We start from the raw sequence: 17,186 nt of genomic DNA on the forward strand, positions 1-17,186 counted from the left end.
GACCCAGGAGGCTGGAGCGGACCGGCTGACGGATACGCCCGCTTCTTCGGGCAGTGCCACCGGTCGGGTCGAAACCGAAGGGCGCGCCCCGCTAAAGCCGGACGCGCCCTTGATGTGACCCGAGCAAGGAAGCCGTTCGGGCAGCTGGTATCAGTCGATGAGCACCGGCTGCTTGTCCCCCTCAGAAGATTCGACACGCGTCGGAGCGTCCGACGCCTCAGTCACGAGCGCAACCTTTGTAGACCGCTGATTCAACCAGCACCCCACCGCCAGCAGAGCCACGAGCCCGAAAGTACTAAGCAACTGGGGACGGGAGTCCTCGCCGATGAAGCCCACCGTGAAGATCGCCGCGAGGATGAGCAGGCCAAAGCACGTGAGCCACGGGAAGCCGGGCATCCGCAGCGGAAGCTCTGTCCCCTCACGGTCGGCGCGGAGGCGCAGCGCGAGCTGGGCCAGGAGCGCGGACGTCCACACCAGCAGGCAGGTCGACCCCACGATGTTCAGCAGGACGCCGAGGACCATCTCGGGGAAAGCCAATTCCAGCACCACCGTGACAACGCCGAAGGCGACGCTGGCCAAGACCGCGACCACCGGGACCCGCGCCTTGGACACGGCAGCAAGCACGCGAGGTGCTTCACCCCGCTCTGCAAGGGAGTACGCCATCCGGGAGGCGCCGTAGAGGTTGGCGTTGAGTGCTGACAGCAGTGCCGCGACGGCCACCAGCGTGATGGCCGTGGCCGCACCGGGCATGCCGGCGGCCTCCAGCACGGCAGCAAACGGACTCTTCAGCCCCTCCGAACCAACCGGAACCACGGCCGCGATGATGAAGATGGCACCGATGTAGAACACCAGGATGCGCCACAGCACGGTGCGCACTGCCTTCTTCACGCTCCGGGCCGGCTCGGCTGTCTCAGCTGCAGCCACGGACACAATCTCGGTGCCGCCAAACGCGAACGCCACCACGAACAGTGCCGTGGCAATCCCGGCAAAACCGCTCGGCGCGAAGCCGTCGCCCATGAAGTTGGACAGGCCCGGCGACTGCACGCCGGGCACCAAGCCGAAGAGCAGTGCGAAGCCCACCAGCAGGAACGCGACGATGGCCGCCACCTTGAGCAGGGCGAACCAGAACTCGAACTCGCCGAAGTTTTTCACACTGGTGAGGTTCACGGCGGTGAGCACCACGATGAACACGAAGGCCATCAGCCATACCGGCAGCGCGGGGAAGATGGTGGCCAGCAGCCCTGCCGCACCGAGGGCTTCGGCGGCGATGACCACCACGAGCTGGATCCACCAGAGCCAGCCCACAGTGGCGCCGGCCACCGGCCCGTAAGCCTTGGCGGTGTAGACGGAGAAGGCGCCGCTGTCCGGGTTGGCCGCAGCCATCTCGCCAAGTGCCCACATCACCAGAATGATGAGCGTGCCCGCCACGAGGTAGGAGATCAGCACGGCCGGGCCAGCGGCCTGGATGCCGGCGCCGGAGCCGATGAAGAGGCCCGCGCCGATGGCGCTGCCGAGGCCCATCATGGTGAGCTGGCGGGGTTTGAGGGCCGCGCCGAGGGCGCGGGCAGACGTCTTTGTCTGTTGTTCCATGGGGATTCCTCTTAGGTGTTGGTAACTGTTGGGGAGAAAAGTTCAGGCCGCGTGGGCTGCCAGGAGCCGGAGCACGCGGTCGTTGGAGGCGGCATCGGCAACGGTGATCCGCACGCCGTCGCCCTGGTACGCCCGGACCATGATGCCAGCGCGGTCGAACGCCTCGACCAGCGTCGCCAGGAGGACCTCATCGGCACGGATCCAGAGGAAGTTGCCCTGGCTCGGCTGCAGCTTCCAGCCCTGGGCCTCCAGCTGAGCGGCCATCCGTGCACGCTCCTGCCGAACGGCGGCGACCCGCACTGCCATCTCCTCCCCCGCGTCCAGCGATGCGACGGCCGCCTTCTGGGCCAGCGCGCTCACGGCGAAGGGAAGGGCGGTCCGGCGCAGCCCCTCGGCGATCGCGGGTGCGGCCACGGCGTAGCCCACCCGCAGGCCGGCCAGCCCGTAGGCCTTGGAGAAGGTGCGCATGATGCAGACGTTCGGGTATTCGCGGTAGAGCGCCAGGGAATCGGGGCCGCTGCCCGCTTCGGCGTATTCCACGTAGGCCTCGTCAATCACCACCAGGATGTCCGAGCGGACAGCGCGCAGGAAGGCCTCAATGCGGTCGTGGCTGATCGGCACGCCGGTGGGATTGTTGGGGGTGCAGAGCAGGATGACTTTGGTGCGGTCGGTGACGGCGGCGGCCATGGCGTCCAGGTCATGGCCCTCAAGGTGGTCCAGCGGGATGCGGACCGGCCGGGCGCCTGCCAGCCCCACCAGGATGGGGTACGCCTCGAAGGAGCGCCACGCGAAGATCACTTCATCCCCGGCGTCGCACAGGCCGGTGATGATCTGCTGGAGGACGCCCACGCTGCCGGGTCCCACTGCCACCTCGTCTGCGACGACGTCAAGGTGCCGGGCGATCCGTTCGCGGAGTTCGACGGCGGCCATGTCCGGGTAGCGGTTCATCCTACCCGCCGCTTCGGCCACCGCGGTGACGGCTGCGGGCAGGGGCTCGTAGTGGCTTTCGTTGCTGGCGAGGGCTGCGACGTCCGCGCCGGCGCTGCGCCGGCCGGGGACGTAGGACGGAAGGCCGGCGACGGCGCCACGAAGGGTGGGCAGCGCGGTGGCGGGAGCGGCCAGGAGTTGTTCAGCGGTCATGACGACTGACTATGGAAGTGACCCGGCCCACATTGCAAGATACGCTCTAGCCATTGGGACTTCTGCTCAACTTCTAGTATCTGTGGTGAAAATATGACCATCGCGAACTCTCGCACCCTCGATTCGCTCGACGGCCGCATCATCCTGGCTTTGGACAAGGACCCCGAAGCCAGCGCCCTGGCACTCTCCCGGACACTCGGCGTCGCACGCAACACCGTCCACGCCCGGCTGGCGCGGCTCGAGCGCAGCGGAGCCCTCCGCTCCTTCAGCCGCAGGCTGGACCCCGCCGCACTCGGCTATGAGCTCATGGCCTTCCTCTCGCTCGAAATCAGCCAGACACGGTTCGGCTCGGTGGAAAGCGGGCTCGCCGCCATCCCGGAGGTCATCGAGGTGCACGCCACCACCGGGGACGCGGACCTCATGGCCAAGGTAGTGGCCCGCGGCACCGCCGACCTCTACCGCATCACCAACCAGATTCTGGAGATCGACGGGATCCAGCGGACCAGCACCGCCATCTCCGTCATGGAACTCATGCCGCCCCGCTACGACGGGCTCATCAGCCGGCTGTCCGAGCAGGAATCACGCACGTCGGAGTAAGCGCGGGTGACGTGCACCATCTTTGGGCATTTTGTCACTTCTCCCGATTCATGCTGCCAAAAGTCCCAGCAGTATCCGTGGGTATTGCAAATGTGGAATGCAGGCCCCACGCTTCCTGCATGACTACTCTCACCGTCTCCGGCCGCGTGGCGCAGGTTCTCAGCAGCTATGTCAGCGACGTCTTCGGCGTCATGGGCAATGGCAACGTCTACTTCCTGGACGCCGCGGAGAAGCAGGGCCTCCGCTTCACTCCCGTCCGGCACGAGGGCGCCGCCATCGCCGCCGCCGACGCCTACTACCGTGCGTCGGGACGGCTCGCCGCGGGCACCTCCACCTACGGCCCCGGCTACACCAACGCGCTCACCGCCCTCGCGGAGGCCGTCCAGGCGCAGATCCCCGTGGTGCTGGTCACCGGCGACGCCCCCACCAGCGGTGCCCGGCCGCAGGACGTGGACCAGGCGGCCATCGCCGCGGGCCTTGGCGCGGCCACCTTCACGGTCACCCGGGACGCCGCGGGCGCCATCACCCGGCAGGCGGTGGAGTACGCACTCACCACGCGCACCGCCGTCGTCCTTGCCATTCCCTACGACCTCGCGGCTCTCGAGGCTGCGGACGAGGACCTTCCGGCGACGCACGCACCGAAGGTGACGGACGACGTCGACGGCGGCCTTGGGCAGGCAGCCCGCCTGCTCGCCGGTGCCAGGCGGCCGCTGATCCTCGCCGGCCGCGGTGCGCACCTCGCCGGTGCCGGCCCGGAGCTCCGCGAGCTCGCCGACCGGCTCGGCGCACTGACCGCCGGAACCGCCCTGGCGCTCAACCTCCTCAATGGCGAGGGGTACCTGGGCGTGGCCGGCGGTTTCGGCACCGACCCCGCGGCCGGGCTCATGGGCGAGGCGGACGTGGTCCTGGTGGCCGGGGCGAGCCTGAGCCCCTTCACCATGCGGTTCGGGCACCTGCTCGGCCCGGACAGCACGGTGATCCAGATCGACGCCGGCCTGCAGCCGACGCACCCCCGGGTGGACCTGTTCGTCAGCGCGGACGCGAAGACAGCTGCTTCGCGTCTGCTCCAACTGCTGGATGGCGAGGCTGCGGCGGAAGGCTGGCGGGCGGAAGCCTCTCGGCGTCTGGCCGTCGGCCCGGGGCACCACCCGGGCTCTGAGGAGACCCCGGACGGGCGGCTGGACCCGCGCGCCCTGGCCACGGCCCTGGATGCCGTGCTGCCGGAACGCCGCACGGTGGTCCAGGACGGCGGGCACTTCATCGGCTGGGCACCCATGTACTGGAACATCCCGCGGCCGCAGGACCTGGTGATGGTGGGGACCGCCTTCCAGTCCATCGGGCTGGGACTCGCGAGCGCCGTCGGGGCAGCCCGCGCGCTGGAGGACGGCCGCACCCTGGTGCTCGCCTCCGGCGACGGCGGTTTCCTGATGGGCCTGGCGGACCTCGAATCCCTCATCGGTGCGGCCCGGAGTGCGATTGTGGTGATCTACAACGACGCCGCCTATGGGGCCGAGATCCACCAGTACGGTTCGCAGGGCCTGACCGAGAAGCCCATGCTGATCCCCGAGGTGGACTTCAGCGGTGTTGCCCGCGCGTTGGGTGCGGGGTCGGCGATCATCCGGTCTCTTGCGGACTTGTCTGCGCTGCAGGAGTGGATCGACGCCGGCGCCAAGGGAACCTTCGTGGCCGACTGCCGTATCACGTCCAGTGTCCGGGCACCGTGGCTGAGCGAGTGGATGCAGGCCTCGCAGGCAGCGAAGGCGGCGGTGGCGGGATAACTAGGCCGCAGCTCAGGCCCGGGCTTCCCCAGCGGCCTGCCGCCGAACACCTGGCAGGACGCCGTCGTGGGGCACATTGACGCTGGCACGGCCCCGAAACGGCGCAATCCACGGCGTGTCCGTGTCAAAGTGCCCCGGTTCGGCTACTCAAAACATGCGGGGAACAAGCCGCCAGAGGGACGTGACCTCGGCTGCGCGCGCCTCGAAGAGAGGATCGTTATGGTCTGACGCCTTCGGATGCGTTGGCTTGGTGTCGAGCCGTTCCACCACCTTCAGCCCGGCCGCCGTGATGGCGGCCAGCAGGTCCTCACGCGTCCGCAGGCCAAGGTGCTCGGCCAGGTCGGAGAGGACAAGCCAGCCCTCACCACCCGGCTCGAGATGGTCGGAGAGTTCGTTCAGGTAGCGGAACAGCATCCTGCTCCCGGGGTCATAGACGGCGCTGTCCAGGCTGGAATGCGGCGTGGCCGGAATCCAGGGCGGATTGCACACGATGAGCGGTGCCCGCCCGGGCGGGAACATGTCGGTCAGGACGGCCTCAGCACGGTCCTGGACGCCGAGGTTCCGGAAATTCTCAGCGGCGCAGGCGATGGCACGCGGCTCATTGTCCGTCGCGATCACGCGGTGGACGCCACGGCGTGCGAGGACGGCAGCGAGCACCCCCGTGCCGGTTCCAACGTCGAACGCCAGCGTGTCAGACGGCAGCGGAGCGGCGGCCACGAGCTCCACGTACTCGCTTCGGGTGGGGAAGAACGTGCCGTAGTGCGGGTGGATGCGGCCCTGCAGGGCATCGACGTAGACGCCATTCCGTCGCCACTCGTGGGCGCCGATTGCCCCGACGAGCTCATGCAGGGACACCACGGAAGATTCGCCGATATCACCGTACGCTTCAACGGCGGCCTGCCGGATGTCCGGTGCGCGGCGCAGCGGAACCACCGGGCCCGGATCAAGGGGAATCAGCAGCAGGCCGAGGATGCGTGCACGATGCGAGCGGGACTGGCGATGCCGGTAGAACTTTTCGGCCGGAGTTTGTGCGGTCTGTTTCTTTCCGGCGCCTATCCGCCGGTCCAGCGCGTTGAGGATCTGCCGTGCGTTGTGGAAGTCGCCGTGCCAGAGCATCGCGATCCCCTGTGACGCCATCCGGATCGCATCATCGGCCGTAAGTGAGTCGGAGACAACTTCGACGCGCCCCGGCGCCGGCCTGCCGTTCGCCGAACGCCATCGCGCGGTCATGCTCACACCAGCCTCGACCCAGGTCACGAGGGCGGGCTGCTCCACCGCAGCTGTGTGCGCGGGATTGGGGTCTGTCGGGATTCCAACGGGAGCTGGCGTGTCGGTACTGATAAAGGTCCATTCCATGCGTCAGAGGAGCCGATCGGCGACTGACGATTGCGGCGGTAATCCACGACATAGAGGGCGACGGCCCAGGATTCCGGACTGTCATCCGGCCGCGAACCGAGCTTGGTTGATGGCCGCTGGAGCCGTTCAACCTGCATTGTCAGGATACAGGTGTGCCGTGATCCACCACGGCACCCAGCCAGTGCTGATCCCGAAGTGGATTCCAGCGGGATTGCCCGCGCACTCGGTGCCGAGTGGGCGGTCATCCGCTCACTGGATGACCTCTCCGCACTGCACCACTGGATCGACGCCGGCGCCCAAGGAACCTTCGTGGCCGACTGACGGATCACTTCAGAACATCCCTTTGTGTCCGTCTCTATTCCGGCTTGGGCTTGAACGGCATGCTACGTCACCCGAGCAAGCGAGCCCCGCCTAAACCACCGCGCGGCGGGTGAAGACCAGATGCACCACCCCGGACGGGGAAGGGCTCGCTTCAATGTCAAAGCGTTCTTCGAGGCCCTCGAGGCCGTCCCAGAGCCGTTCACCCCGGCCCAGAAGGATCGGCACGAGGACGATATGCATGTGGTCTATCAGGCCGGCCTGGAGGAACTGCCGGACCGTACTGGCGCCGCCGCCGATCCTGACGTCCATGCCGGGCGCAAGGGCCCGGGCCTGTTCCAGGGCGGAGGCAGGGTCCGCGTCGACAAAATGGAAGGTTGTTCCGGCTTCCATTTCGAGGACCGGCCGGGGATGGTGTGTCAGGACAACCACAGGAGTGTGGAACACGGGGTTATCGCCCCACCACCCCTTCCAGTCCTCGTTCTCCCAGGGACCGCGCTGGGGACCGAACTTGTTGCGCCCCATGATTTCGACGCCGACCCCGGGTCCCCACTGGCTGGCGAAAGCCTCGTCGATACCGAAGGATCCCTCTGATTCCCCATGGATGCCCATGGCGCGGAAGGTCCGGGTCTCGAAGGCCCACTCCATCAGCCGCGTGCCTGCGTGGCCGAAGGGAGCGTCCAGTTGCTGGCCTTCGCCGGTGCCGAAGCCGTCGAGGGAGACCGAGAAGTTATGTACGCGGACAAGGGACATGGCGTCTCTCCTGAAGTGGTCGTTGGCTGTCACTGTAGGGCGGTCGGCCCCAACCGCTCAAGGCCTGATGCGGGACTCTTTGATGCTGCTGATCCCGGCGCCGATACCCTGTTTCCCATGAGCACCCGAGACACGCCGGCACAGATCGGGGACCTGCCTCCCCTGGGCCGACCGGCCAACAGCGCCCTGCTGCAGGCAGGCATCACGACGCTGGCGCAGGTGGCGTCGCACGGTCCTGGTGAGCTGCTCGCCCTGCATGGCGTGGGACCCAGAGCAATTCGACTCCTCGAAGCCGCGCTGAAAGAGCGCGGACTCGAGTTCGCCGACCCTTCGTAGCGGACAAACGGACGTAACAGCCGCCCGTTGCTAAGCCCCCAGGCCCGCTGTCTCGGCGGCACCCAACCCGTGCGCCGCCGTCGTGCGCCCAAACACAGAAAAGCCCTGGCACGCAGGTACGTCGCGCCAGGGCTCCCGTATCCGCTCTGCAGCGGGACTTATTAGTCCTCGGGTTCGTCGGCGGCTGCCTCACGGTCTTTCGTGACTGGCTTGTCGTGGACCTTTTTGGGGATCTTGCCCTCAACGTCAGCGGGGACGGGAGGGTCCTTCTCATCATCTGTAGACATAGGCCAAGCCTAGGGCTGCACCCCGGCTGCCGCCGCCCGGACGTAAAACTGACGGCCACCCCATCATCCGGGTGGCCGTCAGTTTTCAGTGCCTGCTGGTGTTACTGCTCAGCTTCGGCGGCGGCAGCCGCCTTGACGGCGTCCTTCTCGGCCCGGAGCGCCTCGGCGTCGTGCTGTTCCTCGGCCTTTTCCTGGTGGATGACCACTGCGAAGAGCTTCTCCATCTCCTTGGCCACGCCGGCAGCCGAGGCCGGATTCTGGCCGGTCACCAGGCGCTCGTCAACTACAACCTTTTCCTCAAAGACACCGGCGGAGACGTGCGTGGCGCCCTGCTCCTCCAGCCGGTCTGCCAGGAAGAACGGAATGACCTTGTCCTTGCCCGCAGCCACCTCCTCGTCATTGGTGAAGGCGGCCACCTTGCGGCCCTCCACGAGGCGGAGCCCGTTCTCCAGCTCCACGTTCAGCAGGCCGGCCGGCCCATGGCAGACCGCGCCCACCAAGCCGCCATTGTTGTAAACGCTGGCCACCAGGTTCTGCAGGCCTTCGCTGTCCGGGAAGTCCCACATGGTGCCGTGGCCGCCCACGAGATAGACGGCGTCGTACTGTTCCGGATCAACGACGTCCACGCGGGCCGTGTTGTAGAGGCCGGCGCGCGTGGTCTCATCCTCCGTGAAGGCGACCTGGATGGGATCTTTCGTGTCCACCTCGTCGCGCGGGGGCTGGCCGCCCTGAATGGACGCAAAGTCGACGAAATGCCCCGAATCCTTGAACACCTTCCAGGGATGCGCAGCCTCGGCCACGTTGTAGCCGGTCTTCTCTCCCGTATCGCCGATCTCAGAAACGCTGGTCAGTACCATGAGGATTTTCTTCATGAAATGCTCCTTTCGTCCGCCTCCCACCCTACGCCCAGCCCGGTCCGCGGCCCCCGAGCTGGGTTCAGGGGCGGCCTGTGGGGACGAGCCGGTAGGCGAACCAGCTGTCCAGGCCACCGGGTCCCATCGTGAGGTTGGCCCCCTCGGTGGGCAGCACCAGGGGTGCCTTGAACATGCTCCCGCCGCAAGGGACTGACACGGGGGCGAGGACTTCCGCTCCCTTCCAGGTGGAGACGGACAGCTCGGCTACCGGCAGTCCGGCGCACACGAGCTGGAGTTCGTACTGCCCCGGTGCGGCCGCCACGCCGGCGGTGGTGGTGGTATTCCCGCTGCCGGTGCCCCGCAGCTCGCCGGGCACAGGCGGTTGCAGCTGCTGCGCTGCCCAGTCTGAAAGGTCTTCGAGCTCCGAAAGCCTGCGTTCAGGGTTAGCCTGCACCTTGACGCCCGTTGCTGCCGGCCTGCCCGTGGGCGGCACGGCGCTGATGGTGAGGGGCCCGCCGTCGTGCCTGACAAAGCGGTCCAGCGTGGAGGTGCACTCAAAGCTGGACGCTTCCGGGACGCCGTCAGCCTTCATCAGGGTGAGCTTGGCCCCGTACACCCCTGCGCAGGCGCCGGTGACCAGATAGTCTCCGGGCGCCAGGTCAAGGGACAGCTTCCCCGCGGGTTCAGCCTCCGACGGCATGCCGGGGTCCGTAGGGGACGCCTCGAGCAAACGGGCCACTTCGCTGACGTTGTCCTTGAAGGACGCGCCCGACGGCGTCGCGGGCGGCGGGGACGACGGTGCCGGCGGCTCGTCCGGGCCGCTGTACTCACACCCCGCCAGCGGCATGACCAGAACGGCCGCAACCACGAACACTCCTATGCGCCGAGCCGGCGTCCCCCCATAAGACATGACCCCGAGTTTACGGTCTCGCGCCCTCGCCGCGGTACGGAATCCCAGGCCTGCTCCGCTGCCCGTCCATCGCCGCGTGCGGTTCGCCACCTTGCGCGGGCAACCGGAATACCGAAGCGCAGCCTTGCCGTTGTGGCAGTCATGAAGGCAATTACTTACAACACTTACGGAAACCCGGACGTCCTCGAATTCGGCGATCAGCCAATGCCAAAAGTGGGGCCCGGCATGGTCCTGGTCAAGGTCAAGGCTGCCGCGGTGAACCCGGTGGACTGGAAGATCATGGCCGGCGGACTCGACGCCGTCATGGACCTGGAGTTCCCCGCCATCCCCGGCTGGGACGTGGCAGGGGTAGTGGAGTCGGTGGGCATCGATGCCCGGCAGTTCCAGCCCGGCGACGAGGTCATCGCCTACGGCCGCAAGGACTACGTCCACGGCGGAAGCTTTGCCGAGTACATCGCGCTGCCGGAGCGGCTCCTGGCCCGGAAGCCGGCCTCGCTCGGGTGGAACGAATCGGCAGGGCTGCCGCTGGCCGGACTGACCGCCTACCAGGTCCTCAACCGGCTGGGCCTGAAAGCAGGCGAAACCGTCCTGATCCACGGCGGTTCCGGAGGCGTGGGCTCCCTTGGCATCCAGATCGCGGTGGCCCTCGGCGCGAGTGTTATTGCCACAGCTTCGGAGAAGAACCACGAATTCCTCCGCTCCCTGGGAGCCGAGCCGGTTGCCTACGGGGACGGGCTCGCGGACCGCGTACGGGCACTGCGCCCGGACGGCGTGGACGTTGTTGCCGACTTTGTGGGCGGGAATCTCGACGCCACACTGGCGGTGCTGGCCGAGGGAGGCCGGCACGCCTCGATCGCGGACAGTGAAGTGGAACAGCACGGGGGCGACTGGATGTGGGTCAATCCCGTGGGAACCGACCTTCAGGAACTGGCCGATCTGGTGGACAGCCGGAATATCCGTGTGGAAGTTGCCGAGGTCTTCCCGCTGGACAAGGCCGCGGACGCCTTCCGCTCAAACATGGAAGGGCACACCCGCGGCAAGATTGTGGTTGCGGTAGACCAGGTTTCCTGAGCCCACCAACAGGTTGGCGCCGGGCCGGCCACGCCGCCCGGGCCGCCGTCGTCAATTCACGACGGCGGCCCGCTGGCCGGGTGACGGACTGCCCTTGCCCCAAGTGCCATACTAAGCCATGGCTTTAGGGATGACCCGGGGTGGAACAGCGCTGAGGTACGCCGTGGTCTCGTTCCTGCTGATCTCGGCACAGGTGGGCAGCATGTGGTTTCACTCAGCCGGTGTCTACCAGGGAGACGCGAACGTTCCGCTCAGGGAATTCCCGGAGGATCTGGACGTCTTCTTCGTTCTGACCTTCGCCCCCACGATCGTCGGCCTCAAATACCTTGCCTACGACGCAGCCGTGAGGACATTTACCAAGGACTACAGGACGCCCGCACTGCTCGTCTGCTTCGGCGCCGGCTACGCGGCCGCCTTCGCGATGGACGTTGCCTGCCTGTTTGCGGCGTCGAGGCCCGTGTCCGATTCGGGGCTCGCCATCCTGGGCACAATCCTGCAAAGCCCGCTGGCCCTCGTCGCAGCCGGGGGCGTTATCGCCGCGACTGTCCTTTTGAAGGACAGGCCCCCGCACACCAGGGCCACACGCTCCTCCGGACACTAAGGCAGCCGCCGTCGTAAATGTACGACGGCGGCCTGCTGGCTCGTCTGCCCGGCTCCCCTACCGTCCCGGCGCCCTACTGTCCAGGCGCCCGGTAGGTCGGCGTCTTCTTGGCGGCTTCGTCCAGATCCTCCACCGTCAGGAGCGGCTTCAGACGGACGTTGACGTTCCCGCTCGAATTGATCAGCAGCGACAGGGCGGCGGCACTTGCATCGTCCGGCGCCTCAAAAACGCCAAGGACGTCGTAGTAGCCAAAGGCGTAGTAAAAGCTCTCCAGCGTTCCGCCCACGGACTTGAGGGCCTCCACCAGCGCCTCACGCCGCTTGGTGCCGCCTTCCTGCATGAGCCCCTTGATTCCCTGGCCAACGTAGGTGGCTTCAAACAAATACTTCGGCATGATGTTTTCCTCCTGTATTCGCGGTGCAGGAGCGGCCCAGATCCGGCCCTTCATTCCGTGGAAACGGGGTGTTGGACCCCGCTATCGCAGAAACTATTCCTCCGCCTGCAGGCAGTCAATAGGCCGCGGATTGCCAGCTGGTTTCGAAGCCTGCGTGCCTAAGCGGTGGGCCGATTTCGTGCTCCTTTCAAGCACCCGGCGTACCCTGATGCCATGGAATCCGAGGTCCGGAACTTGGCCCTCCGCACCGGCATCACGGTGCCGTGCCTGATCCAGGGCGACGCGGGCGCGGCACCGTTGCTCCTGCTGCATGCGTGGGGCGAATCGCGCCGCTGCTTCGACCGCCTGCTGCCCGGGCTGGCCGGCTTCCGGGTCTATGCACCGGATCTCCGCGGCCAGGGCGAGGCGGACAAACCCGTGGGCGGCTACTCCCTGGCGGAACAGGCGGAGGACGCGGCGGCCATCCTGGACGCAGCCGGGGTGGAGACGGCGTTTGTCCTCGGTTCCTCCAGCGGCGGTTACGTGGCCCAGCAGCTCGCTGCATCGCATCCCGGGCGGGTGGCCGGGCTGGTCCTGGTGGGGTCGCCGCTGAGCCTGCAGGGACTGCCGGCCTTCGCCGAGGAGGTGGACCGGCTGGCCGATCCCATCGATGAGGACTGGGTCCGGTCATCGCTCTCCTGGTTCACCCTGCACCAGCCTGTTCCGAACTGGTACTTGGAGGAGCGGGTGCGCGACGGCGTCCGGATGCCTGCCCACGTGTGGAAGAAGATCCTGGCCGGGCTGACCGCTGCCGCCCCGCCCACCGAAGCCGGCGCCGTCCGGACGCCTACGCTGATCCTCTACGGCGGCCAGGATGACCTGCTGCCACGGCAGGACCAGGAGGTTCTGGCATCGCGGATTCCTGGAGCCGTGCTGACGGTCTATCCCGACGCCGGGCACCTGGTCCTGTGGGAGTGCCCGGAGCGGGTGGCAACGGATGCCGCGGCCTTCCTGCACCCGCTCAAGAACACCCCAACCGGCCCAACCGATTCCGGGCCCTTCTATCACGGCACCAAGGCGGACGTGCGGCCCGGGGACCTGCTGGTACCCGGCTACGCTTCCAACTACGGGGGACGGAAGGCTGCGAACCACCTCTACTTCACGGCCACCCTGGACGCCGCCACCTGGGGCGCCGAACTCAGCGTGGGTGAGGGGGCCGGCAGGATCTACCGCGTGGAGCCCACCGGCGCCTTTCAGGACGACCCCAACCTCACCGACAAGAAGTTCCCCGGCAACCCCACCCGGTCCTACCGCACCCGTGAACCCCTCCGCGTGCTCGGCGAGGTTCCGGACTGGCAGCCGCACTCCCCCGAGGCGCTGCAGCACATGCTCAGCCACCTGGAGGAACTGAAACGGCAGGGCATCGAGGCCATCGACTAACCCGGGCAAGGCCGTTCGGCCCTGCCCGCATCAGGCAAGCCGGCACACGCTGAAAGAAGCAGGCATCAGGGCCCGATGCCCGCGGATCCTGCAGCAAGCCCCTACCAGCCCGCGGGCTCTGAGGAACGTTCCAAAATGCCAATCGCGAAAGGGCGGCACCCCCAACGCAGCCGGGCCGCACAAACCGGGAGCCCGCGGCGGGACGCCGTCCGGCGGGTCCTCCTGGCTGCCGGGCCGCTGTCTTCGCTGCTCTACGTGGTGGCCACGGACGGGCTGGCGGCATCCCGATGGGAGGGGTATCTCCGCACCGGGCAGATGGTGAGCGAACTGTTCGCGGTGGGATCCCCCGGCCGGGACATCCTCGTCGTATTTACGTGGCTCTATACAGCCCTGTTCGTCGCTTTCGGTGTGGGCGTATGGAATTCCGCGCAGGGGAACCGCGCCCTGCGCATCGCGGGCGGCCTGCTCACCGCGTACGGGCTGTGGAACATCATGGGTGCCCTGTACCCGCTGACGCTGGGTGACGATGCGTCCGTTCCCATGCATATCTTCGCCACGAACATCCAGCTCGGACTAATGGTGGCCGCGATGTGCTTCGTGGCGGCAGGGTTCCACGGCCGGATGCGATGGTATTCGATCCTCTCGCTCGCCGCTTCTGCGCTCATGGGCATGGTGGCGTTCATGGCAGCTCCCGGGCCAAACCTGGTGCTGGGCATCGGCGAGCGAGTCAGCATCGGGGCGTTCCTGCTGTGGGTGGCGGTTCTGGCGGTGGCGCTGTGGAGGAGTGGTCTGGACGAGCCCGCCGAGGAACGCCGCCATCACTCCGCTCGTTGAGGTGTTATGGGAAAGCGCGCTGCCATCTCGGCAGGACTGTTCGTGGCTGCAATTGCACTGGCGGTAGGGCTGTACCTGTTCCAGCCCTGGCGGCTCTTCACCAGCTCCACCGTGACCGAGGACATTCCGGCCGCTGCCCCGGCCGCCGTCCCGTCCCAGGAATCGACGGCGGAGCCCAGCGCCCCCGCTGCATCCGCCACGCCCAGCGTGCCCGCCGCGCCCGCTGCTCCGCGTGAACTGGCAACAGGCCAGCTCATCAGCCACGAACATGCCAGCTCCGGAACGGTGAGGATTCTTGAGCTCGCGGACGGGAGCCGGATCCTCCGGCTCGAAGGCCTTGACACTTCTGATGGGCCGGACTTGAAGGTGTGGCTGAGTGATGCCCCGGTCATTGAGGGAGTGGCAGGCTGGCACGTCTTCGACGACGGCGCCTACCTGGACCTGGGCGCGCTCAAAGCCAACAAGGGCGATCAGAACTACGAGATTCCGGCCGCCACGGTACTGGGCGACTACACCTCGGTCAGCATCTGGTGCGCACGTTTCGCTGTGTCCTTCGCCGCTGCCGAGCTGAACACGTAGTCCGTGCTCCGGCCCGCAACGTCAGTCCCTAGGCGCGCACACCGCTGACGTAACGTTCGACGGCGGAGTGACCGCCGCCGTCGGGCCCGGGCGCGTGCCGTCCGTTTCGCGATCGTGGGTTAGAGCAGAGCGGTGACGACGGGGATGCTGGTGGTGAGTCCGAGCGCAATGAAGACCACGCCGGAGATGCAGTGGATCCATTGGGTGACTGCGGGCCGGTTGAGCCAGGTTCCGGCGGTGTGCGCACCGAGAGCGACGACGGCGAGGTAGCTGCCAATGACGGCTGCAACGGTGCCGCCAACCACGGCGACGACGTAAAGCGGACCCGCGCCGGTGGGGCTGAACTGCGGTATGAGGGCGAGAAAGAACAATCCGGTCTTGGGGTTCGTGAGGCAACACAACACCCCTGCACCGAACGCCGACCACCTCGTTGGGATACCCCCTCCAGGCTGAAGGTCACCGGCAGTGGTATCAGCGGAGGCATCACCTGGGCCTACGGCGAGGAGGGTGCTGGCGCGTGGCCACTGCGCTCCGGCCACAGATCCTGCTGCCACCGATTTCCTCGCTGCCATGCGGGCGCGGGTGTGGGTGGTGAGGGCGCGGTAGCCGAGGTAGAAGAGGTAGGCACCTCCCAGGACGCGAAGGGTGTGGAAGGCCACGGGCGAGTCCCGGAGGAAGGCTGCAACACCCGCAGCAACCAGGCCCGCCCACACGAAGATCCCTGAGGCGGAGCCGACGGCGACGAAGATCCCTGCGCTCCGTCTGCGCAATGCGTACTGGAGGGTCAGCAGCGTGTCCGGCCCCGGGGTGATGGCGAGGATAACGGCTACTCCCAGCAGGGCGAGGTAGTTCGATGTGTCCACGGGAACGGCCTTTCGGGCGGGTCGGGCAGGGATGGCGGCGGAGCGCCGGTCCTCAGGAGGGGTGCGGTGCGGAGGCCCACTTTAATCCGTTGCCCCGCGCCTTCTCCTTCACTTTGGCACGGGAGCATCGTGAGGGACCAGCAAGTATTTCCGTCGAATCATCAGGCATCGGCATACAATCGGCACATGCTGGATCCCCATAAGCTCATCATTCTGCGGGCGGTGATCGCTGCCGGTTCCGTTCAGGGCGCGGCCGCAGGCCTGCACCTCACTCCCGCCACGGTGAGCCAGCACTTGCAGGCCCTGGCCAGGCAGACCGGGCTGGCGCTGTTCGAGAAGAGTGGCCGGGGCATCGAGGCCACGCCGGCCGCCCTCCATCTGGCGGAGGAAAGCAGCCAGGCGCTTGCTGACCTGGAACGCCTCGAACGTACGGTGGCAGACCTCAGGGCAGGCCGGGCCGAGCGCATCACATTCGCTTGTTTCGCGTCCGTCGCCCAGGCGTGGATGCCGCATGTGGTGGGCGTGCTGCGAACCGCCTCTCCTGAAACTGTGGTGGAGATCAGCATCAACGAGCTCCACCCGGGCGGAGGACGGCACCAGCCTGACATTGACATCCGGAACGAGGCGCTCGATGCGGACCCGCTCACCATTGAGGGCTATCAGCGGCATGTCCTTGACGAGGAAGAACTGCGGCTGGTCCTCCCCCTGAACCACCCGCTGTGCTCGCAAGACGCAGTGGCCCTGGTCCAGCTGCGGGACGAAGCATGGATCGACCACGACATTCACGACGGCCCGACCGGCCGCATCATCACCCGGGCCTGCACAACGGCAGGGTTCACTCCACGGTACGTTGCCCGGCTCGATGACCACCATGCCGCGATCAGCCTTACCGCTGCCGGCCTGGGAGTGACTGTCCTTCCCGGGATCGCGCTGTCAGGACTCCCCGGGAACCTCACCGACCGCCCCCTTACCGGCCCCACCGTGAGCCGCCGCATCGTGGCCTTCACCCGCGCACACCCCGTCCGGGCCCGCCTCATCCACACCGCACTCAACGCCCTCCGGGAAGCCGCTGCTCCGAAATCTGTCCACGCGCAGCCGGCAAAGTAGGGCACTTCTCCCCTGTGCACCACGCGTCGAGGGGACTAGCCTGATCCGCATCAGTGCCCACCGCCGTCGAGGAGCCGTTATGCCCGGGTTTGTGCAGATCATCGAGTTCAGGACCTCACGTATCAAGGAAATCGAAGAGCTCGGCCGACCCTCAAGAACCGAGGGAAGCACTGCGCCCACGTTCCGCCGCATTGTTGCCACGGCGGACAGGGACCACCCGGGGACCTACTTCACCATCGTGGACTTCGATTCCTTCGACTCGGCAATGGAGAATTCCGGCCGGCCGGAAACCTCGGAGTTCGCTGCCACGATGGCGAAGCTTTGCGACGGGCCCGTGATCTTCCACAACCTGGATGTCATGTGGGAGGACACCGGAGACGGTGCGGGCAACGGCTAGGA

General features: G+C 67.2%; 20 protein-coding genes and 1 pseudogene. 12 read left to right on the forward strand and 9 right to left on the reverse strand.

What is annotated here, in order from left to right; translation table 11 throughout:
- Positions 1 to 150: 150 nt before the first annotated feature.
- A complete protein-coding gene (locus AC6CHP_RS10390) occupies positions 151 to 1,590 on the reverse strand; it encodes an amino acid permease (protein WP_498229653.1) in 1,440 nt (479 codons plus the stop codon).
- Between the two features lie 42 nt (positions 1,591 to 1,632).
- A complete protein-coding gene (gene hisC / locus AC6CHP_RS10395; protein WP_498229655.1) occupies positions 1,633 to 2,730 on the reverse strand; it encodes a histidinol-phosphate transaminase in 1,098 nt (365 codons plus the stop codon).
- Between the two features lie 93 nt (positions 2,731 to 2,823).
- On the opposite strand from hisC, the gene AC6CHP_RS10400 reads away from it, so the two are divergent.
- Together AC6CHP_RS10400 and AC6CHP_RS10405 are read left to right on the forward strand one after the other, a co-directional pair.
- Positions 2,824 to 3,327: an Lrp/AsnC family transcriptional regulator gene (locus AC6CHP_RS10400; protein ID WP_188813887.1), complete on the forward strand. Its 504-nt coding sequence runs from the start codon at positions 2,824 to 2,826 to the stop codon at positions 3,325 to 3,327.
- 119 nt (positions 3,328 to 3,446) lie between these two features.
- Entirely contained in the window at positions 3,447 to 5,105 is a 1,659-nt protein-coding gene (locus AC6CHP_RS10405; protein WP_498229658.1) for a thiamine pyrophosphate-binding protein, read from the forward strand.
- Between the two features lie 147 nt (positions 5,106 to 5,252).
- On the opposite strand, the gene AC6CHP_RS10410 is transcribed toward AC6CHP_RS10405, so the two are convergent.
- Positions 5,253 to 6,335: a methyltransferase gene (locus AC6CHP_RS10410; protein WP_498229660.1), complete on the reverse strand. Its 1,083-nt coding sequence runs from the start codon at positions 6,333 to 6,335 to the stop codon at positions 5,253 to 5,255.
- Between the two features lie 276 nt (positions 6,336 to 6,611).
- On the opposite strand from AC6CHP_RS10410, the gene AC6CHP_RS10415 reads away from it, so the two are divergent.
- Entirely contained in the window at positions 6,612 to 6,782 is a 171-nt protein-coding gene (locus AC6CHP_RS10415) for a hypothetical protein (protein WP_498229662.1), read from the forward strand.
- A gap of 90 nt (positions 6,783 to 6,872) precedes the next feature.
- Here AC6CHP_RS10415 and AC6CHP_RS10420 read toward each other — a convergent pair whose 3' ends face one another.
- On the reverse strand, positions 6,873 to 7,532 hold the full coding sequence (locus AC6CHP_RS10420; protein ID WP_498229664.1) for a dihydrofolate reductase family protein: 660 nt from the start codon (positions 7,530 to 7,532) through the stop codon (positions 6,873 to 6,875).
- Positions 7,533 to 7,649: 117 nt separating this feature from the next.
- Between AC6CHP_RS10420 and AC6CHP_RS10425 the strand changes: the two genes are divergently transcribed.
- On the forward strand, positions 7,650 to 7,868 hold the full coding sequence (locus AC6CHP_RS10425; protein WP_377195854.1) for a helix-hairpin-helix domain-containing protein: 219 nt from the start codon (positions 7,650 to 7,652) through the stop codon (positions 7,866 to 7,868).
- 161 nt (positions 7,869 to 8,029) lie between these two features.
- Here AC6CHP_RS10425 and AC6CHP_RS10430 read toward each other — a convergent pair whose 3' ends face one another.
- The 3 genes from AC6CHP_RS10430 to AC6CHP_RS10440 form a co-directional block, all read right to left on the reverse strand.
- Positions 8,030 to 8,155: a hypothetical protein gene (locus tag AC6CHP_RS10430; RefSeq protein ID WP_377195855.1), complete on the reverse strand. Its 126-nt coding sequence runs from the start codon at positions 8,153 to 8,155 to the stop codon at positions 8,030 to 8,032.
- A gap of 101 nt (positions 8,156 to 8,256) precedes the next feature.
- Entirely contained in the window at positions 8,257 to 9,027 is a 771-nt protein-coding gene (locus AC6CHP_RS10435; protein WP_174175751.1) for a type 1 glutamine amidotransferase domain-containing protein, read from the reverse strand.
- A gap of 64 nt (positions 9,028 to 9,091) precedes the next feature.
- Positions 9,092 to 9,877 (reverse strand): hypothetical protein, encoded by a 786-nt coding sequence (locus AC6CHP_RS10440; protein ID WP_498229667.1) that lies wholly within the window; start codon positions 9,875 to 9,877, stop codon positions 9,092 to 9,094.
- A 183-nt stretch (positions 9,878 to 10,060) separates the two neighbouring features.
- On the opposite strand from AC6CHP_RS10440, the gene AC6CHP_RS10445 reads away from it, so the two are divergent.
- Together AC6CHP_RS10445 and AC6CHP_RS10450 are read left to right on the forward strand one after the other, a co-directional pair.
- Positions 10,061 to 10,990 carry an NADP-dependent oxidoreductase gene (locus AC6CHP_RS10445; protein ID WP_498229669.1) on the forward strand — a complete coding sequence of 310 codons (930 nt, stop codon included), beginning with the start codon at positions 10,061 to 10,063 and terminating at the stop codon, positions 10,988 to 10,990.
- A gap of 130 nt (positions 10,991 to 11,120) precedes the next feature.
- Positions 11,121 to 11,591 carry a hypothetical protein gene (locus AC6CHP_RS10450; protein ID WP_498229671.1) on the forward strand — a complete coding sequence of 157 codons (471 nt, stop codon included), beginning with the start codon at positions 11,121 to 11,123 and terminating at the stop codon, positions 11,589 to 11,591.
- Between the two features lie 73 nt (positions 11,592 to 11,664).
- On the opposite strand, the gene AC6CHP_RS10455 is transcribed toward AC6CHP_RS10450, so the two are convergent.
- Positions 11,665 to 11,985, reverse strand: a complete 321-nt coding sequence (locus tag AC6CHP_RS10455; RefSeq protein ID WP_104186321.1) for a GYD domain-containing protein — start codon at positions 11,983 to 11,985, stop codon at positions 11,665 to 11,667.
- Between the two features lie 213 nt (positions 11,986 to 12,198).
- Here AC6CHP_RS10455 and AC6CHP_RS10460 point away from each other — a divergent pair.
- The 4 genes and pseudogenes from AC6CHP_RS10460 to AC6CHP_RS10475 form a co-directional block, all read left to right on the forward strand.
- A pseudogene (locus tag AC6CHP_RS10460) lies at positions 12,199 to 12,945 on the forward strand (alpha/beta fold hydrolase); the annotation flags it as partial.
- A gap of 30 nt (positions 12,946 to 12,975) precedes the next feature.
- Positions 12,976 to 13,404 carry an NAD(+)--rifampin ADP-ribosyltransferase gene (gene arr, locus AC6CHP_RS10465; protein ID WP_229675378.1) on the forward strand — a complete coding sequence of 143 codons (429 nt, stop codon included), beginning with the start codon at positions 12,976 to 12,978 and terminating at the stop codon, positions 13,402 to 13,404.
- Positions 13,405 to 13,539: 135 nt separating this feature from the next.
- Entirely contained in the window at positions 13,540 to 14,238 is a 699-nt protein-coding gene (locus tag AC6CHP_RS10470; protein ID WP_498229673.1) for a DUF998 domain-containing protein, read from the forward strand.
- A 42-nt stretch (positions 14,239 to 14,280) separates the two neighbouring features.
- Entirely contained in the window at positions 14,281 to 14,817 is a 537-nt protein-coding gene (locus tag AC6CHP_RS10475; protein ID WP_377194915.1) for a DM13 domain-containing protein, read from the forward strand.
- Between the two features lie 119 nt (positions 14,818 to 14,936).
- Here AC6CHP_RS10475 and AC6CHP_RS10480 read toward each other — a convergent pair whose 3' ends face one another.
- Positions 14,937 to 15,680: a LysE family translocator gene (locus AC6CHP_RS10480; RefSeq protein ID WP_498229676.1), complete on the reverse strand. Its 744-nt coding sequence runs from the start codon at positions 15,678 to 15,680 to the stop codon at positions 14,937 to 14,939.
- A gap of 186 nt (positions 15,681 to 15,866) precedes the next feature.
- Between AC6CHP_RS10480 and AC6CHP_RS10485 the strand changes: the two genes are divergently transcribed.
- Both AC6CHP_RS10485 and AC6CHP_RS10490 read left to right on the forward strand, forming a co-directional pair.
- Positions 15,867 to 16,787 (forward strand): LysR family transcriptional regulator, encoded by a 921-nt coding sequence (locus tag AC6CHP_RS10485; RefSeq protein WP_498229678.1) that lies wholly within the window; start codon positions 15,867 to 15,869, stop codon positions 16,785 to 16,787.
- Positions 16,788 to 16,866: 79 nt separating this feature from the next.
- On the forward strand, positions 16,867 to 17,184 hold the full coding sequence (locus AC6CHP_RS10490; RefSeq protein WP_377194912.1) for a hypothetical protein: 318 nt from the start codon (positions 16,867 to 16,869) through the stop codon (positions 17,182 to 17,184).
- Positions 17,185 to 17,186 lie beyond the last annotated feature (2 nt).

The organism is Pseudarthrobacter sp. GQ63 (assembly GCF_059758765.1).

Coding starts and splice junctions, on each gene's coding strand:
- AC6CHP_RS10430 (WP_377195855.1), bottom strand. CDS start 8,155: ATGTCTACAGATGATGAGAAGGACCCTCCCGTCCCCGCTGACGTTGAG.
- AC6CHP_RS10450 (WP_498229671.1), top strand. CDS start 11,121: ATGACCCGGGGTGGAACAGCGCTGAGGTACGCCGTGGTCTCGTTCCTG.
- AC6CHP_RS10390 (WP_498229653.1), bottom strand. CDS start 1,590: ATGGAACAACAGACAAAGACGTCTGCCCGCGCCCTCGGCGCGGCCCTC.
- AC6CHP_RS10490 (WP_377194912.1), top strand. CDS start 16,867: ATGCCCGGGTTTGTGCAGATCATCGAGTTCAGGACCTCACGTATCAAG.
- AC6CHP_RS10425 (WP_377195854.1), top strand. CDS start 7,650: ATGAGCACCCGAGACACGCCGGCACAGATCGGGGACCTGCCTCCCCTG.
- AC6CHP_RS10485 (WP_498229678.1), top strand. CDS start 15,867: ATGCTGGATCCCCATAAGCTCATCATTCTGCGGGCGGTGATCGCTGCC.
- AC6CHP_RS10410 (WP_498229660.1), bottom strand. CDS start 6,335: ATGACCGCGCGATGGCGTTCGGCGAACGGCAGGCCGGCGCCGGGGCGC.
- AC6CHP_RS10445 (WP_498229669.1), top strand. CDS start 10,061: ATGAAGGCAATTACTTACAACACTTACGGAAACCCGGACGTCCTCGAA.
- AC6CHP_RS10455 (WP_104186321.1), bottom strand. CDS start 11,985: ATGCCGAAGTATTTGTTTGAAGCCACCTACGTTGGCCAGGGAATCAAG.
- AC6CHP_RS10420 (WP_498229664.1), bottom strand. CDS start 7,532: ATGTCCCTTGTCCGCGTACATAACTTCTCGGTCTCCCTCGACGGCTTC.
- AC6CHP_RS10405 (WP_498229658.1), top strand. CDS start 3,447: ATGACTACTCTCACCGTCTCCGGCCGCGTGGCGCAGGTTCTCAGCAGC.
- AC6CHP_RS10400 (WP_188813887.1), top strand. CDS start 2,824: ATGACCATCGCGAACTCTCGCACCCTCGATTCGCTCGACGGCCGCATC.
- AC6CHP_RS10435 (WP_174175751.1), bottom strand. CDS start 9,027: ATGAAGAAAATCCTCATGGTACTGACCAGCGTTTCTGAGATCGGCGAT.
- AC6CHP_RS10470 (WP_498229673.1), top strand. CDS start 13,540: ATGCCAATCGCGAAAGGGCGGCACCCCCAACGCAGCCGGGCCGCACAA.
- hisC (WP_498229655.1), bottom strand. CDS start 2,730: ATGACCGCTGAACAACTCCTGGCCGCTCCCGCCACCGCGCTGCCCACC.